Origin of the sequence: Mycobacterium sp. E136 (assembly GCF_001666865.1) — a bacterium.
Taxonomy (GTDB): Bacteria; Actinomycetota; Actinomycetes; order Mycobacteriales; family Mycobacteriaceae; genus Mycobacterium.
In genome coordinates this window covers 1-14967 of sequence record NZ_LZJE01000359.1, presented here as the reverse complement: position 1 = coordinate 14967, position 14967 = coordinate 1, and the positions used below count along the sequence as shown (strand labels likewise).

The following is a 14967-nucleotide window of genomic DNA, read 5'->3' as shown; positions in this document are numbered from 1 at the left end:
GGGTTCGTCGTCGCGCTCGAACTCTGAGTACGCGGATGTCGCCGACATGTTCCGCGAGCTGAAGAACGTGCCGGAGGACTCGCCGAAATTCCAGCGCCAGCGTGACCGCATCGTCGAGCGCTGCCTACCGTTGGCCGACCACATCGCGCGTCGCTTCGACGGCCGCGGCGAACCGCGCGAGGACCTCGTCCAGGTGGCCCGCGTCGGACTGGTGAACGCGGTGATCCGCTTCGACGTCGAAGCCGGCTCGGACTTCGTCTCGTTCGCGGTGCCCACCATCATGGGCGAGGTCCGGCGGCACTTCCGCGACAACAGCTGGTCGGTGAAGGTGCCGCGGCGGCTCAAAGAACTCCACCTGCGCCTCGGCGCCGCCACCGCGGAGTTGTCCCAGCGGCTCGGCCGCGCCCCGACAGCGTCGGAGCTGGCCGCGGAACTGGGCATGGACCGCGATGAGGTCGTCGAGGGCCTGGTGGCAGGCAGCTCCTACAACACGCTGTCGATCGACAGCGGCGGCAGCGGAACCGAGGACGCCCCGGCGATCGCCGACACCCTGGGCGACGTCGACCTCGGCCTCGACCAGATCGAGAACCGAGAAGCGTTGCGGCCGTTGCTCGCTGCGCTGCCGGAGCGCGAACGAACGGTGCTGTTGCTGCGCTTCTTCGAGTCGCTCACCCAGACGCAGATCGCCGAGCGCGTGGGCATCTCACAGATGCACGTGTCGCGACTGCTCGCGAAGTCGCTAGCGCGACTCCGGGACCAGTTGCAGTAACGGCCGGTTGGGCTCCTCGGGAGAGAGCGCCGCAGCCAGGCTGTCGCGGATGGGCAGCGCGGCGTCCGGATCGCAGATACGCAGCAGTCGACTGACCGACGCGCTCGGCACCAACGCCCAGTCGATCTTCTCGCCCGCAGTGCGCACGTTGAGCGTGTGCAGCGCGGAAAATCCTGCGGTGCCGAAGAATTCGACGCCCGACAGATCGATCACGAGGCGCTCGAGCTCGGCGGCATTGCGCATCGCGTAGTTGACGAACTCCATGGAGTTCGCCGCGTCGATCTCACCGTGGGCGGAGACGATCGCGGTGTCGGGCGTCAGCCGACGCGTGGCGAAATGCGCCGTATGGCAATCGCGTGTTTCAACCGACTGCGCATCGGCAATGGAAAGGGGTGTGCAATGAGTAATAGACATGTGTGACTCCATCAGTGAATGTGGCATTCGTACTGTGGTTCACGTCAAAAATTGGGGCCCTGCGTATTCAAAGCCTTCGCAGCAGTGGCGGGAGTTCTGCCCTGCACGTCGATGACGTTCCAGCTCGGCTGTGAACTCAACCTGGATTGAACCCTACGCTGCTAACTGACCATGCACAATCAATATCGAGATCGTCACCGCAACCGCTGGTCAGAACACTGGAATACCTGAGAAATGGCAATTTTGTCGAAACTCGACGCCCCTGAAAGACGTCGGACATGACCCTCGCCGGTGTGCTGCTGGCCGCCGGTGCCGGCACTCGCTATGGAATGCCCAAAGTGCTTGCGGCGCAAGGCGAGTGGCTGAACACCGCGGTGAACGCGCTGCATGCGGGCGGATGCGACGACGTGGTGGTGGTGCTGGGCGCGGCATTGGTCGAGGTGCCGCCGCCGGCACGCGCTGTTTTCGCCGAGGCCTGGGCGGACGGATTGTCGGCTTCGCTGCGGGCCGGGTTGTCGGCGATCGACGCGGATTTCGCCGTGCTGCACACCGTCGACACGCCCGACGTCGGTGCCGAGGTGGTGCGCCGTGTGGTGGCCGCCGCGACCGTTTCGGAGTCGGGTCTTGCGCGGGCCCGCTACGCGCAAGCGCCCGGGCACCCGGTCGTCATCGCCCGCAGGCACTGGGCCGCTCTGCTGGAACAGGTGCACGGCGACCAGGGAGCACGCTCGTTTCTGACCGGCCGCGACGACGTCGTGTCGGTCGACTGTGCCGATCTGGCGACGGGTCGCGACATCGACGTCAGCTGACGTCAGCGGACCGTGAGGCCCAGCATCCCTGTGGCGAACCGGCGCACGGACTCCTCGGAGATCGCCGCCGCGTCGGCGTGTCCCTCGCGGAACCGTGTGCGCAGCAACGCGGCGTGCGGATCGAGCGTGATCTCGGCCAGCATCTCTCCGGTGGTCGGTTCGCAGACCGCCCAGGTGTAGGCGGTGTCGGAGGCCCACTGCGCGCGGCAGCGCGTGATGTAGCCCGGATCCGTCTCGCCCATGTCGGCGAGCGCGGGGCCGTCGTCGATGAGTTCGTCATCGCGCGGCGCCCGCAAATACCAAGCGCCGGCGTTGATTTCGACCGGCTCCACGCGGCGCCCTACCCGCGGCCCTCGGCTACTTGATCTCGGCGAGGACGGTGCCCTGCGTGATGGCGGCACCCGCCTCGACCGCGAGGCCGGTGATGGTGCCGTCCTTGTGCGCGGTGACGGGGTTCTCCATCTTCATCGCCTCGAGCACCACGACGAGGTCACCCGCGGAGACCTCCTGGCCCTCTTCGACGGCGACCTTGACCACGGTGCCCTGCATCGGCGCGGTCACCGCATCACCGGAGGCGGCCGCTCCGCCGCCGCCACCACGCTTGCGGGCCTTGGGCTTCTTGCGGACGACGCTGCCGTTGGCCGCCGGAGCGCCACCGCCACCGAGCGCCAGATCGCCGGGCAGCGACACCTCGAGCCGGCGCCCGCCGACCTCGACGACCACGGTCTGCCGCGGGACGGTGTCCTCTTCCTCGATCGGATCGCCACCGGTGAACGGCTCGACGGTGTTGTCCCACTCGGTTTCGATCCAGCGGGTGTGCACGGTGAATCCGTTGTCGTCGCCGATGAACGCGGGGTCGGACACGACGGCGCGATGGAACGGGATCACGGTGGCCAGGCCCTCGACGGTGAACTCGTCGAGCGCACGACGGGACCGCTCCAGGGCCTCCTGGCGGGTGGCGCCGGAGACGATCAGCTTGGCCAGCATCGAGTCGAACTGGCCGCCGATGACCGAACCGGTCTCCACCCCGGAGTCCAGCCGCACGCCCGGGCCGGTCGGCGGCACGAACTTGGTGACGGGGCCGGGAGCGGGCAGGAAGCCGCGGCCGGCGTCCTCGCCGTTGATGCGGAACTCGATCGAGTGGCCGCGCGGCGTCGGATCCTCGGTGATGTCGAGCGGCTCGCCGTTGGCGATACGGAACTGCTGGCGCACCAGGTCGATGCCCGAGGTCTCCTCTGTCACCGGATGCTCGACCTGCAGGCGGGTGTTGACCTCGAGGAACGAGATCAGCCCGTCCTGGCCGACGAGGTACTCGACGGTGCCCGCGCCGTAGTAACCGGCCTCCTTGCAGATGCGCTTGGCCGACTCGTGGATCTCCTTGCGCTGGGCGTCGGTCAGGAACGGGGCGGGGGCCTCCTCGACCAGCTTCTGGAACCGGCGCTGCAGCGAGCAGTCACGGGTGCCCGCCACCACGACGTTGCCGTGCTGGTCGGCGATCACCTGCGCCTCGACGTGGCGGGGCTTGTCCAGATAGCGCTCGACGAAGCACTCGCCGCGGCCGAACGCCGCGACCGCCTCGCGCACCGCCGACTCGTAGAGCTCGGGGATCTCCTCGATGGTGCGGGCGACCTTCATGCCGCGGCCGCCGCCGCCGAACGCCGCCTTGATCGCGATCGGCACGCCGTACTCCTTGGCGAACGCGACGACCTCGTCGGCGTCTTTGACAGGGTCGGAGGTGCCGGGCACCAGCGGCGCCTGCGCGCGGGCGGCAATGTGGCGGGCGGTCACCTTGTCGCCGAGGTCGCGGATCGACTGCGGGCTGGGCCCGATCCAGATCAGGCCGGCGTCGATGACCGCCTGCGCGAAGTCGGCGTTCTCGGAGAGGAACCCGTAGCCCGGGTGGATCGCGTTGGCTCCGGACTTCTCGGCCGCGTCGAGCAGCTTCTCGAACACCAGATACGACTCGGCCGACGTCTGGCCACCGAGCGCGAACGCCTCGTCGGCGAGCCGTACGTGAGGAGCGTCCGCGTCAGGTTCGGCGTACACCGCCACGCTCTGCAGCCCCGCGTCCTTGGCGGCCCTGATCACCCGGACCGCGATCTCCCCGCGGTTGGCGACCAGCACCTTGGAGATCTTCGAGCTGGCGTGACTGGGCACTGCGCCTCCTGGTGGCATGTCTAAGAAACGTCTTTAGGAATGTAACTGGGGGAAGTTTATGCGTCGTCGCCGAGGTCCCCGTGAGCCGGTCCCTTACCCGTCGGTAACCGACGGAACGCCCTCAGCGAAGCCGCTTCTTGATGCGGGCCAGCATCGCCGACATCCCACGCAACCGCAGCGGGCTGATCAGCGCCGCGAGCCCAAGCTCGGAGTAGAAGTCGTCCGGCACGGCGAGGATCTCGTCGGCGGGGTGGTCGTCGAGCCCTGCCGCCAGGATCGCGGCGAACCCGCGCGTCGTGGGGGCTTCGGCGGGTGCGCTGAAGTACAGCCGGACGTGGTCGCGGTCGTCTGCGTCGACGTGCAGGAACAGCGGCGACTGGCACTCGGGAACCGGTTCCATCGCCGCCTCCTCGAGGTCGGCGGGCAGCGGCGGCAGCTCATTGGCGAACTCCAGGAGCAGTTGCAGCTTGTCCTGGCCCTGCATCTCCTTGAAGTCCGACACCACCTCGGCCAGCGCGGCCGGCATGCTCATGGCGCTTCGCCCGGATCTTCCCCTGCGACCACGGGAACCCGCACGGCGTTGCCCCATTCGGTCCACGAGCCGTCGTAATTGCGGACTCCGGGCAGGCCCAGCAGGTGCGTCAGCACGAACCAGGTGTGGCTCGAGCGTTCACCGATGCGGCAGTAGACGATCGTCTTGTCGTCGGGGGTCAGGAAGCCGTACAGGTCCTCGAGCTCGGCACGGCTGCGGAACCGGCCGCTGTCGTCGGCGGCCTTCGCCCACGGGATGGAGCGTGCGGTGGGGATGTGGCCGCCCCGCAGCGCGCCCTCCTCGGGATAGTCGGGCATGTGGGTGCGCTCGCCGGTGTACTCCTGCGGTGAGCGGACGTCGATCAGGGGCGCCTGGCCGAGCACGTCGAGCACGTCTTCCTTGAACGCACGAATGGGTGCGTCGTCGCGCTCGACGACGGGGTAGCCGGTGCTGGTCTTGGTCGGCACGTCCAGCGTGGTCTCGCGGCCGTCGGAGATCCACAGGTCGCGGCCTCCGTTGAGGAGGCGGACGTCCGGGTGGCCGAACAGTGTGAACACCCACAGGGCATACGCGGCCCACCAGTTGCTCTTGTCGCCGTAGATCACGACGGTGTCGTCGCGGGAGATGCCCTTGCGGTTCATCAGCTCGGCGAACTGTTCACCGGTGATGTAGTCGCGCACGTGGGGATCGTTGAGGTCGGTGTGCCAGTCGATCTTGACCGCACCGGGGATGTGGCCGGTGTCGTAGAGCAGCACGTCCTCGTCGGACTCGACGATGGCGAGCCCCGGTCTGCCCAGGTTCGCCGACAACCAGTCGGCGGTCACCAGGCGTTCGGGGTGGGCATACGACTGCAGGGCGGGGTCTGGATCGGCAGGTAGAGGCACAAACCCGAGCCTACCGAGGCACGCGTATCCCGTGGGATCAGGTGACCGGGTTGTCGCGCCAGAGGTCGGCCAGCGACAGTCCGGCCCGCTCGAACATGCCGCGGACCAGCGGTAGGCCGATGCCGATCACCGACGAGGGGTCGCCCTCGACGCCGTCGACGAACCAGCCGCCCAAACCGTCGAGGGTGAAGCCGCCGGCCACCGCGGTCGGCTCCCCGCTGGCGACGTAAGCCTCGAGATCGACGTCTGACGGTGTCGCGAAGTGCACCGTGGTGGAGGTGGCCTCGGCCAGTCGGCAAGCAATCTCGTTGTCGCGCAGCCGAATCACGCAGTGTCCGGTGTACAGCCGGCCGGAGTTGCCCGCCATCTGGCGCCAGTCGGCCAGCGCCGTCTCGGGCGAGGCCGGCTTGCCGACCAACGCGCCGTCGCGCAGCAGCATGGAGTCGCACCCGATCACGACGCAGTCCGTGCCGACGGCGGGATCGAGGTCGGCGACGACGGCGTCGGCCTTGGCCGTCGCGAGCGCGACCGTCACCTCCGCAGGCGTCGCCGCCGGGCCGAGGTCGGCGATGACGGCGTCCTCGTCGACCCCGGAGACCACGATCAGCGGATCGATTCCGGCTTGCCGCAACACTTTTCGGCGGCCGGAGGAGGCCGAACCGAGGACGACGCGCGTCATCGACGACGCATGTGTGTCCGTTCCACGAGCGTCACCCGCTGCCAGCTGAACGGCGTGTACCGCAGCCGGTTGACGGGATGACCCCAGAGGTTCTCCTCCTGCTCGCGCGGCTCGGCCGGTGCGCTCGACGCGGCGGCGAGCACCGCGATCAGCGCGGCGAGCTCGTCCTGGGTCGGTTCACCCTTGACGACCTGGATATGCGCCTCGTGATCCTGCTGAGTGGCGATCTGCTCGTCGGTCACCGTCACGTCGGCCTCCCCGTCGCTCGCCGGATCGTTCGCCCCGCTCACAGGGGGATGTTCCCGTGTTTCTTGGGCGGAACCTGCGTGATCTTGCGCTCCAACAGCCGCAGCGCGTTCGCGACGTAGCCGCGCGTGTGCGACGGCGGGATGACCGCGTCGACGTAACCGCGTTCGGCCGCGATGTACGGATTGACCAGCGTGTCCTCGTACTCCTGCTGCAGCTCCAGGCGCAGCGAGTCGACGTCCTCGCCGTTCTTGGCGGCTTCCTTGAGCTTCGAGCGGTACACGAACCCGACGGCGCCCGAAGCGCCCATCACGGCGATCTGCGCGGTCGGCCAGGCGACGTTGACGTCGGCACCCATCTCCTTGGACCCCATGACGCAGTAGGCGCCGCCGTAGGCCTTGCGGGTGATCACGGTGATCTTGGCGACCGTCGCCTCGCCGTAGGCGTAGAGCAGCTTGGCGCCGCGCCGGATGATGCCGTTGTACTCCTGGCCGGTACCGGGCAGGAAGCCGGGCACGTCGACAAGCATCACGATCGGGACGTTGAAGCAGTCGCAGGTCCGGATGAAGCGGGCGGCCTTCTCCGAGGCGTTGATGTCCAGGCAGCCGGCGAACTGGGTCGGCTGGTTGGCGACGATGCCGACGGGGCGGCCCTCGATGCGGCCGAACCCGACGATGATGTTCTGCGCGTAACCGGCCTGCACCTCGAGGAACTCGTCCTCGTCGAGGATGCGGGTGATGACCTCGTGCATGTCGTAGGGCTGGTTCGGCGAATCCGGAATCAGCGTGTCGAGTTCGAGGTCCTCGTCGGTGAGGTTGTCCTCGATCGGGCCCTCGGGCACCGCCTCCGGATAGCGCGGCGGATCGGCGTAGTTATTGCTCGGCAGGTACGACAGCAGCTCGCGCACGTAGTCGAACGCGTCCTGCTCGCCGGAGGCCACGTAGTGCGCCAGACCCGACTTCGCCATGTGGGTGTGCGCGCCGCCGAGTTCCTCCATCGTCACCTCTTCACCGGTGACGGTCTTGATGACGTCCGGCCCGGTGATGAACATCTGGCTGGTCTGGTCGACCATGATCACGAAGTCGGTCAGCGCGGGGGAGTAGACGTGCCCACCGGCCGCGGCGCCCATGATCAGCGAGATCTGCGGGATGACGCCGGAGGCCAGGATGTTGTTGTGGAAGATGTTGCTGTACAAGCCGAGTGAGACGACACCCTCTTGAATGCGGGCGCCTGCGCCGTCGTTGATGCCGATCAGCGGCCTGCCGGTCTTGATGGCCAGTTCCTGGACCTTGACGATCTTCTCGCCGTACACCTCGCCGAGGCTGCCGCCGAAGACCGTCGCGTCCTGGCTGAAGATGCACACCTCGCGGCCGTCGACGGTGCCGTAGCCGGTCACCACGCCGTCGCCGAGGGGACGGTTGGCCTCCATGCCGAAGTTGGTGCTGCGGTGGCGAGCCAGCGCGTCCAGTTCGACGAACGAGCCCTCGTCGAGCAGTGCCAGGATGCGCTCGCGAGCGGTGAGCTTGCCCTTGGCGTGGGTCTTCTCGATCGCTTCCTCGCCGACCGGGTGCAAGGTCTCCTCGGTCCGCTTGCGCAGATCGGCCAGCTTGCCCGCGGTGGTGTGGATGTCGATCTCGTGTTCGCCTGACGGCTCGACCGACGGCTTTTGAACGGAGGTCATGGTGGTCGATGCTAACGAACGGCCGCCGCGCGACCGACGGCGCGTCCTTAAGGTCTCCTTAAGGCTCGACAACTGACAGACGGGAGTGCGACGCGATGACCGCACAACAGGTTCCACTCGACGTCGCAACGCTGCGCGAGCAGGTCGGCAGCGGTTCGAAGACGTGGCGGCGCATCGATGTGGTGGACGAGACCGGATCGACCAACGCCGACCTGACCGCGCGCGCCGCGCGAGGCGAGGACATCGACGGCGCCGTGTTGATCGCCGAGAACCAGACCGCCGGCCGAGGCAGGCGGGGCCGCAGCTGGTCGGCGGCGCCGTTCGCGCAGATCACGATGTCGGTGGGGATCGACGCCACCGCGGTGCCCAGCTCGGCGTGGGGTTGGCTGCCGCTGGCGACCGGCGTGGCCGTCGTCGACGCGGTGGCCGACACGGGCGTCGCTGCGGGCCTGAAGTGGCCCAACGACGTCCTCGCCGGCGAGGGCAAGCTGGCCGGCATCCTGGCCGAAGTGGCGGCCGGACAGCGGGCCGTGGTGATCGGCGTCGGGCTCAACGTCTCGCTGCGCGCCGAGGATGTCGCCGTCGAGGGGGCGGTCTCGCTGGTCGATCTCGGTGTCCCCGCACCCGACCGGCAGCGCCTGGTCGTTCGGCTGCTGCACGAACTGGGCAACCGCCTCGAATCGTGGCGTCGCGCCGGAGGCGCGGACGCCGGGCTGGCGGCCGACTATCGCGCCCGGAGCCTGACGCTGGGGCGGCGCGTCCGCGCGCTGCTGCCCGGCGAGCAGGAGATCGTCGGTGTGGCCCGTGACGTCGACGACCAGGGCAGGCTCGTCATCGAGGCCGACGGTCGGCCGGTGACGGTTTCGGCGGGCGACATCGTGCATCTGCGTCCCGACCAGTGATTTCGTCCTAAAGTCATCGCATGGGTTACCCGGACAACGTGCTCGCGTCCGACGAGCAGGTGGTGCTGCACCGCCATCCGCACTGGAAGCGGCTCATCGGGCCGGTCCTGATCCTGCTCGTTGTCACGGCGTTGGCCGCGTTCGGCGGCGGCTACGTCAACAGCACCGGCTGGGACCAGACCGCCCGCAACGTCGTGCTGATCGTGATCGCCGCGATCTGGCTGATCATCGTCGGATGGCTGACGCTGTGGCCGTTCCTGAACTGGTGGACCACGCACTTCGTGATCACCGATCGTCGCGTCATGTTCCGCCACGGCGTGTTGACCCGGTCGGGTATCGACATCCCGCTGGCCCGGATCAACAGCGTCGAGTTCCGGCACGCGCTGCTGGACCGCATCTTGCGGACCGGCACGTTGATCATCGAGTCAGCGGCGCAGGACCCGCTCGAGTTCCACGACATCCCGCGAGTGGAGCACGTCCACTCGCTGCTGTATCACGAGGTCTTCGACACCCTGGGCTCGGAGGAGTCGCCCAGCTGAGTCACCTTGCCGGCGTGTCGGCCGGGCCGGCGCAGCGGCGTGACGTTGCCCTCGCCGTCGACGTGATCGACGTGCTCGTGGTGGTCCTCCATGAGCTCGGCGAGCCCGCCCGCGGTGAGCGACTCGACCGCCTTGTCGGGGTTGCGGCCGAACTCGTCGGGGAACACCCATCGCCGGAACGCCCAGAACCGGAACGCCATCTGCAGCAGGTTGCCGATGATGTAGGCGGCGATGAAGTCGGCGATGTTCTCGACGGTCAGGCTGACCTCGGGCACCCGCAGCATCAGCACGTAGCTGGAGAACCACAGCGGGGCCATGCTCAACAGCACGCCGACGCCGGAGAAGCCGAAGAACAGCAGCGCCTCGTGATGACGCTCGCGGCCGCCGCGGTCGCGGAAGCTCCACTCGCGGTTGAGGATGTAGGACGCGATCACCGCGACAATGCCCGCGATGATCTTCGCCGTGACCGGCTTGGGCTCGAGCACCGTGAGCTTGAGCGTGTAGAAGACGGACGTGTCGATGATGAACGTCGTCGCGCCGACTATCGCGAACTTGATGAGCTCGTGATGCCGCTCGAAGTACGGCCGTACCGGTTTCGGCAGCCGCGCGATCGTCGCATCGGTAAAGGACACAACAGGGCAGTGTACGTAAATCCGGCAGCCTACGTGTACCCATGCAGGTCGCGGTGGGTACGCGGGGGCCGACCCGGACCGGTCGTCATGACACCATGTGGACGTGTCGCAGAACCCCAAAGGACCCCCGGTGGTCGCCATGGTCGGCGGTGGTCAGCTGGCCCGGATGACCCATCAGGCCGCGATCGCGCTCGGCCAGACGCTGCGTGTGCTCGCGGTCGATGCCGGTGACCCGGCCGCGCAGGTCAGCCCCGATGTGGTGCTGGGCACACACACCGATCTCGACGCGCTGCGCCGCGTCGCCGCCGGCGCCGATGCGCTGACTTTCGACCACGAACACGTGCCGACCGAGCTGTTGGAGAAGCTGCTCGCCGAGGGCGTCAACGTGGCACCGCCGCCGTCGGCGCTGGTGCACGCCCAGGACAAGCTGGTCATGCGCCGCAGGCTGGAGGCGCTCGGCGCGCCGGTGCCGCGGTTCGCGGCGGTCGAGGAGCTGGCCGACGTCGACGCATTCGCCGAGCGGGTCGGCGGCCCCGTGGTCGTCAAGACCGTGCGCGGCGGCTACGACGGGCGCGGAGTCACGCTGGCCGCAGACGTCGCCGAGGCGTGCGACGCCGCGCAGCGGTATCTGGACGGCGGGGCGCAGGTCCTGGTCGAGGAGAAGGTCGCGATGCGGCGCGAACTGGCCGCCCTGGTGGCGCGTTCGCCGTTCGGGCAGGGCGCCGCGTGGCCGGTGGTGGAGACCGTGCAGCGCGACGGCATCTGCGTCGAGGTGATCGCACCCGCGCCGGGCCTGGACGACGAATTGCGTGCGGCGGCAGGCCAATTGGGACTGAAGCTGGCTTCTGAGCTCGGCGTCGTCGGCGTGTTGGCCGTCGAGTTGTTCGAAACCGTCGACGGCGCGCTGCTGGTCAACGAGCTCGCGATGCGACCGCACAACTCGGGGCACTGGACCATGGACGGTGCGTACACCGGCCAGTTCGAACAGCACCTGCGCGCGGTGCTCGACTATCCGCTCGGCGACACCGCGCCGATCGCTCCGGTCACCGTCATGGCCAATGTCCTTGGCGCGCAAGAAGCCCCGGCGATGACGATGGACGAGAGGCTGCACCACCTGTTCGCGCGGATGCCCGACGCCAAGGTCCATCTGTACGGGAAGGCCGAGCGGGCTGGCCGAAAGATCGGCCACGTGAACGTGCTCGGCGAGGCGACCGGCTCGCTGGACGACGACGCGTACGTCGCCGATGTGCGCGAGCGCGCGGTCAGGGCGGCACACTGGTTGTCGCACGCGGAATGGACGGACGGATGGGACCCACATGAGTAGCGCTCCTGCGCCGCGCGTCGGCCTGATCATGGGCAGCGACAGCGACTGGTCGGTGATGGAGGATGCCGCCCACGCGCTGGCCGAGTTCGAGGTGCCCTTCGAGGTCGGCGTCGTCTCCGCACACCGCACGCCGGTCCGCATGCTCGAATACGCCCAGAGCGCGGCCGACCGCGGCATCGAGGTGATCATCGCCGGCGCGGGCGGGGCCGCGCACCTGCCCGGCATGGTGGCTTCGGCGACTCCACTGCCCGTGATCGGCGTGCCGGTGCCGCTGGCCAAGCTCGACGGCCTGGACTCGCTGCTGTCGATCGTGCAGATGCCCGCCGGAGTCCCGGTGGCCACGGTGTCGATCGGCGGGGCCCGCAACGCGGGGTTGTTGGCGGTGCGGATCCTGGGGGCGGCCGACACCGCCCTGCGCGAGCGGATCGTGCGGTTCCAGGCCGACCTGCACGACACGGTGCTGCAGAAGGACGCGGCGCTGCGGGACCGCCTACTCGGCGAATAGGTCGACCGGGGCCCGCGAGAGTAGGGTTACCGGCGAGTAGCAAGGAGTTTTCATGACCATCGGCAACCCGTCATTCGACCTCTTTCAGCTCTCCGACGAGCACAACGAATTGCGCGCGGTGCTGCGCGACCTCTGTGAGAAGGAGATCGCCCCGCATGCCGCCGACGTCGACGAGAAGGCGCGCTACACCGACGAGGCGCTTGCGGCGCTGACCGCTTCGGGCATGGCCGCCATCCACATTCCCGAAGAGTACGGCGGTCAGGGCGGCGATTCGATCGCGGCCTGCATCGTGATCGAAGAGGTCGCCAGGGTGTGCGCGTCGTCGTCGCTGATCCCGATCTGCAACAAGCTCGGCACCATGGGGCTGCTGCTGCGCGGCAGCGAGGAACTCAAGAAGCAGGTGCTGCCCTCGATCGCCGCGGGTGAGGCCGTCGCCTCCTACGCACTCTCGGAGCGCGAGGCGGGCAGCGACGCCGCTTCGATGCGCACCAGGGCCCGCCGCGAGGGCGACGAGTGGGTGCTCAACGGCGCCAAGTGCTGGATCTCCAACGGCGGCCAGTCGACCTGGTACACGGTGATGGCGGTGACCGACCCGGACAAGAAGGCCAACGGCATCTCGGCGTTCATCGTCCACAAGGACGACCCCGGCTTCTCCATCGGCGCCAAGGAGAAGAAGATGGGTATCAAGGGATCGCCCACCACCGAGTTGTACTTCGAGGACTGCCGGATTCCGGCCGACCGGATCATCGGCGACGAGGGCACCGGATTCAAGACCGCGCTGGCCACCCTGGACCACACCCGCCCGACGATCGGTGCGCAGGCGGTCGGCATCGCGCAGGGCGCACTCGACGCCTCGATCGCATATGTCAAGGAGCGCAAGCAGTTCGGCAAGCCGATCGGCGACTTCCAGGCCGTGCAGTTCATGCTCGCCGACATGGCGATGAAGATCGAGGCCGCCCGGTTGACCGTGTATTCCGCGGCCGCTCGCGCCGAACGCGGCGAGCCCGACCTCGGGTTCATCTCCTCGGCGTCGAAGTGTTTTGCCTCCGACGTCGCGATGGAGGTGACCACTAACGCAGTGCAGTTGTTCGGCGGCTACGGCTACACCACCGACTTCCCCGTCGAGCGGTACATGCGCGACGCCAAGATCACCCAGATCTACGAGGGCACCAACCAGATTCAGCGCGTGGTGATGTCGCGCGCCCTGCTGAAGTAGCCTCTCCGCTTCTTCTGCTCGCCGGGGTTCAGGTGTACTCGATGAACGTGGCCATGCCCGCCTCAAGGTGATACGTGTTGTGGCAGTGGGTGATCCACCGTCCGGGGTTGTCGGTGTCGAAGTCGATCTCGACGGTGCGCAGCGGTGCGACGAGCACCGTGTCTTTGCGGGCCAGCGGCCCACCGGGCCCCATCACTTGGAACGTGTGCCCGTGTAAGTGCATGGGGTGAAACATCTTCGACTCGTTGACGTATCGGATGCGCACGCGTTGGTCGCGCGTCACCGCGTATCCGTCGCGGGGCGGATCGTAGCGGCGTCCGTTGATCGTCCACGTGTAGCCGTCCACCGGACCGGCGAGCCGCATGTCGATGACCTGCTGTGGGGCGCCGGCGGGCAGGTTCACCTCCGGTGCGGCCGCCAGCGTCGCGGTGTCGAGCGGAGGACGCCTGCGCAGCGTCACGACGTAGTCCTCGATGCCTGCGGGGCCGGCCTTCTTGTCGACGCGCATGTTGAGCCGGGCGTACCCGTCCTTGCGATACGCCGCGGCGACGACGGGAGCCGACGCCTGCAGCGTGACGATCGCGTCGGCCCGTTCACCCATTCCGAGGATGACCGAATCGACCTGCCTGGGCTCGACCGGGAACCCGTCGGTGGCGATGACCCGCAGCGGGTGGCCGGGCACGCCGACCTGGAAGGCGGTGTCCGACCCGGCGTTGATGATCCGCAGCCGGATACGTTGTCCGGCATGGTAATCGACCACTTGCGAGTCGGCGGTCACCCGGCCGTTGACGAGGTAGTAGGGGTAGGTGACATCGCCGCCGTCGTCGCCGAGCGGTGTGGCCGAGGTGATGCCGGCGTCCGGGACGTTCGGCATCGGCGCCATGCCTGCCCTGTTCAGGTCGGCCAGCACCTGGTCGGGTGTGCGCCCGGTGCCGTCGACCCAGTCGTCGAGCACGATGACGAGTTCATCGTCGTAGTCGGCGCCGTCGGCGGGATCCTCGATGATCAGTGGACCGTAGAGGCCGCGGTCGAGTTGGGTGCCCTCGTGGGAGTGATACCAGTAGGTCCCGGCGTCGGGTACGACGAAGTCGTAGGTGAACGACTCGCCCGCGGGCACGGCTGGCTGCGTCAGCACGGGCACGCCGTCCATCGGGTTGGGTATCGCGAGGCCGTGCCAGTGGATGGTGGTCGGTGCGGACAGTTTGTTGTTCAGCTGCGCGCGCATCCTCTCGCCCTTGCGGATTCGGATCTCCGGCCCGGGCACCCCGTCGGCATACGCCCACGTGCGAACCGCGACCCCACCGAGATCGACGTCCACTTCCGCGGGGGTGAACGTGATGTCGAACCCGGCGCCACGGTCGGCAGGCGCCGGGTTCGAACGCGAGGAACACGCGCCCACGACGCCTGCCGCCACGCCCGCCGACAGCACGAGGAAACCGCGCCGGTCGATCACGCTCCTCAGCGTGGCACCGCGACCCCGCGAGCAGACGCAAAACTGCCTCATTTCGCCAAGAAATGGGCGTTTTTGCGTCTGCTGGCCGGAGAACGCGCGACGGTCAGCCCTTGGTGACCTTCTCCGTCGCCCTGCGCCGATCGGCCAGCGCGGGGTCGCGGTGCCACGCTGAGGAGCGTGATCGACCGGCGCGGTTTCCTCGTGCTGTCGGCGGGCGTGGCGGCA

17 protein-coding genes are annotated in these 14967 nt (G+C 68.3%); 7 read left to right on the top strand and 10 right to left on the bottom strand.

What is annotated here, in order from left to right; all coding sequences use genetic code 11:
• The first annotated feature begins 46 nt into the window (after nucleotides 1–46).
• Entirely contained in the window at nucleotides 47–769 is a 723-nt protein-coding gene (locus A5698_RS24540; protein WP_369816186.1) for an RNA polymerase sigma factor SigF, read from the top strand.
• On the opposite strand, the gene A5698_RS24535 is transcribed toward A5698_RS24540, so the two are convergent.
• Nucleotides 740–1183, bottom strand: coding sequence for an STAS domain-containing protein (locus A5698_RS24535; RefSeq protein ID WP_082963904.1), 444 nt, complete (start codon nucleotides 1181–1183; stop codon nucleotides 740–742). The two genes, A5698_RS24540 and A5698_RS24535, sit on opposite strands and share 30 nt — an antisense overlap.
• Before the next feature lie 278 nt (nucleotides 1184–1461).
• On the opposite strand from A5698_RS24535, the gene A5698_RS24530 reads away from it, so the two are divergent.
• Nucleotides 1462–1992 (top strand): nucleotidyltransferase family protein, encoded by a 531-nt coding sequence (locus A5698_RS24530; protein WP_067086866.1) that lies wholly within the window; start codon nucleotides 1462–1464, stop codon nucleotides 1990–1992.
• A gap of 2 nt (nucleotides 1993–1994) precedes the next feature.
• On the opposite strand, the gene A5698_RS24525 is transcribed toward A5698_RS24530, so the two are convergent.
• The 7 genes from A5698_RS24525 to A5698_RS24495 form a co-directional block, all read right to left on the bottom strand.
• Nucleotides 1995–2324: a hypothetical protein gene (locus A5698_RS24525; RefSeq protein ID WP_068302350.1), complete on the bottom strand. Its 330-nt coding sequence runs from the start codon at nucleotides 2322–2324 to the stop codon at nucleotides 1995–1997.
• A 25-nt stretch (nucleotides 2325–2349) separates the two neighbouring features.
• The gene (locus A5698_RS24520) at nucleotides 2350–4149 is read right to left on the bottom strand and encodes an acetyl-CoA carboxylase biotin carboxylase subunit (RefSeq protein ID WP_067086860.1); all 1800 of its coding nucleotides are present in this window, start codon (nucleotides 4147–4149) and stop codon (nucleotides 2350–2352) included.
• A gap of 121 nt (nucleotides 4150–4270) precedes the next feature.
• Nucleotides 4271–4681, bottom strand: coding sequence for a SufE family protein (locus tag A5698_RS24515; RefSeq protein ID WP_067086858.1), 411 nt, complete (start codon nucleotides 4679–4681; stop codon nucleotides 4271–4273).
• Nucleotides 4678–5565 (bottom strand): sulfurtransferase, encoded by an 888-nt coding sequence (locus A5698_RS24510; RefSeq protein ID WP_068302348.1) that lies wholly within the window; start codon nucleotides 5563–5565, stop codon nucleotides 4678–4680. The genes A5698_RS24515 and A5698_RS24510 overlap by 4 nt, the downstream gene beginning before the upstream one ends.
• A 37-nt stretch (nucleotides 5566–5602) precedes the next feature.
• Nucleotides 5603–6244: a Maf family protein gene (locus tag A5698_RS24505; protein ID WP_067086852.1), complete on the bottom strand. Its 642-nt coding sequence runs from the start codon at nucleotides 6242–6244 to the stop codon at nucleotides 5603–5605.
• On the bottom strand, nucleotides 6241–6534 hold the full coding sequence (locus A5698_RS24500) for an acyl-CoA carboxylase epsilon subunit (RefSeq protein WP_067086849.1): 294 nt from the start codon (nucleotides 6532–6534) through the stop codon (nucleotides 6241–6243). The genes A5698_RS24505 and A5698_RS24500 overlap by 4 nt, the downstream gene beginning before the upstream one ends.
• Nucleotides 6531–8171 (bottom strand): acyl-CoA carboxylase subunit beta, encoded by a 1641-nt coding sequence (locus A5698_RS24495; protein WP_067086846.1) that lies wholly within the window; start codon nucleotides 8169–8171, stop codon nucleotides 6531–6533. Before A5698_RS24495 ends, A5698_RS24500 begins: the two co-directional genes overlap by 4 nt.
• A gap of 95 nt (nucleotides 8172–8266) precedes the next feature.
• Between A5698_RS24495 and A5698_RS24490 the strand changes: the two genes are divergently transcribed.
• A complete protein-coding gene (locus tag A5698_RS24490; protein WP_068302346.1) occupies nucleotides 8267–9073 on the top strand; it encodes a biotin--[acetyl-CoA-carboxylase] ligase in 807 nt (268 codons plus the stop codon).
• A 20-nt stretch (nucleotides 9074–9093) separates the two neighbouring features.
• Nucleotides 9094–9612 carry a PH domain-containing protein gene (locus tag A5698_RS24485; protein ID WP_067086841.1) on the top strand — a complete coding sequence of 173 codons (519 nt, stop codon included), beginning with the start codon at nucleotides 9094–9096 and terminating at the stop codon, nucleotides 9610–9612.
• Here the strand turns inward: A5698_RS24485 and A5698_RS24480 are convergent.
• Nucleotides 9567–10244, bottom strand: coding sequence for a GtrA family protein (locus A5698_RS24480; protein ID WP_068302343.1), 678 nt, complete (start codon nucleotides 10242–10244; stop codon nucleotides 9567–9569). The two genes, A5698_RS24485 and A5698_RS24480, sit on opposite strands and share 46 nt — an antisense overlap.
• 103 nt (nucleotides 10245–10347) lie before the next feature.
• On the opposite strand from A5698_RS24480, the gene A5698_RS24475 reads away from it, so the two are divergent.
• Genes A5698_RS24475 through A5698_RS24465 form a run of 3 tightly spaced genes read left to right on the top strand, consistent with a single transcriptional unit; the run spans nucleotide 10348 to nucleotide 13289 of the window.
• Nucleotides 10348–11568, top strand: a complete 1221-nt coding sequence (locus A5698_RS24475; protein ID WP_286144633.1) for a 5-(carboxyamino)imidazole ribonucleotide synthase — start codon at nucleotides 10348–10350, stop codon at nucleotides 11566–11568.
• Nucleotides 11561–12073 carry a 5-(carboxyamino)imidazole ribonucleotide mutase gene (purE, locus tag A5698_RS24470; protein WP_068302340.1) on the top strand — a complete coding sequence of 171 codons (513 nt, stop codon included), beginning with the start codon at nucleotides 11561–11563 and terminating at the stop codon, nucleotides 12071–12073. Before A5698_RS24475 ends, purE begins: the two co-directional genes overlap by 8 nt.
• A 52-nt stretch (nucleotides 12074–12125) precedes the next feature.
• The gene (locus A5698_RS24465; protein WP_068302337.1) at nucleotides 12126–13289 is read left to right on the top strand and encodes an acyl-CoA dehydrogenase; all 1164 of its coding nucleotides are present in this window, start codon (nucleotides 12126–12128) and stop codon (nucleotides 13287–13289) included.
• 28 nt (nucleotides 13290–13317) lie between these two features.
• Here the strand turns inward: A5698_RS24465 and A5698_RS24460 are convergent, their stop codons facing one another.
• A complete protein-coding gene (locus A5698_RS24460; protein ID WP_068302333.1) occupies nucleotides 13318–14793 on the bottom strand; it encodes a multicopper oxidase family protein in 1476 nt (491 codons plus the stop codon).
• Nucleotides 14794–14967 lie beyond the last annotated feature (174 nt).

Coding starts and splice junctions, on each gene's coding strand:
- A5698_RS24540 (WP_369816186.1), top strand. CDS start 47: ATGTTCCGCGAGCTGAAGAACGTGCCGGAGGACTCGCCGAAATTCCAG.
- A5698_RS24535 (WP_082963904.1), bottom strand. CDS start 1,183: ATGTCTATTACTCATTGCACACCCCTTTCCATTGCCGATGCGCAGTCG.
- A5698_RS24530 (WP_067086866.1), top strand. CDS start 1,462: ATGACCCTCGCCGGTGTGCTGCTGGCCGCCGGTGCCGGCACTCGCTAT.
- A5698_RS24515 (WP_067086858.1), bottom strand. CDS start 4,681: ATGAGCATGCCGGCCGCGCTGGCCGAGGTGGTGTCGGACTTCAAGGAG.
- A5698_RS24505 (WP_067086852.1), bottom strand. CDS start 6,244: ATGACGCGCGTCGTCCTCGGTTCGGCCTCCTCCGGCCGCCGAAAAGTG.
- A5698_RS24495 (WP_067086846.1), bottom strand. CDS start 8,171: ATGACCTCCGTTCAAAAGCCGTCGGTCGAGCCGTCAGGCGAACACGAG.
- A5698_RS24490 (WP_068302346.1), top strand. CDS start 8,267: ATGACCGCACAACAGGTTCCACTCGACGTCGCAACGCTGCGCGAGCAG.
- A5698_RS24485 (WP_067086841.1), top strand. CDS start 9,094: ATGGGTTACCCGGACAACGTGCTCGCGTCCGACGAGCAGGTGGTGCTG.
- purE (WP_068302340.1), top strand. CDS start 11,561: ATGAGTAGCGCTCCTGCGCCGCGCGTCGGCCTGATCATGGGCAGCGAC.
- A5698_RS24465 (WP_068302337.1), top strand. CDS start 12,126: ATGACCATCGGCAACCCGTCATTCGACCTCTTTCAGCTCTCCGACGAG.
- A5698_RS24460 (WP_068302333.1), bottom strand. CDS start 14,793: ATGAGGCAGTTTTGCGTCTGCTCGCGGGGTCGCGGTGCCACGCTGAGG.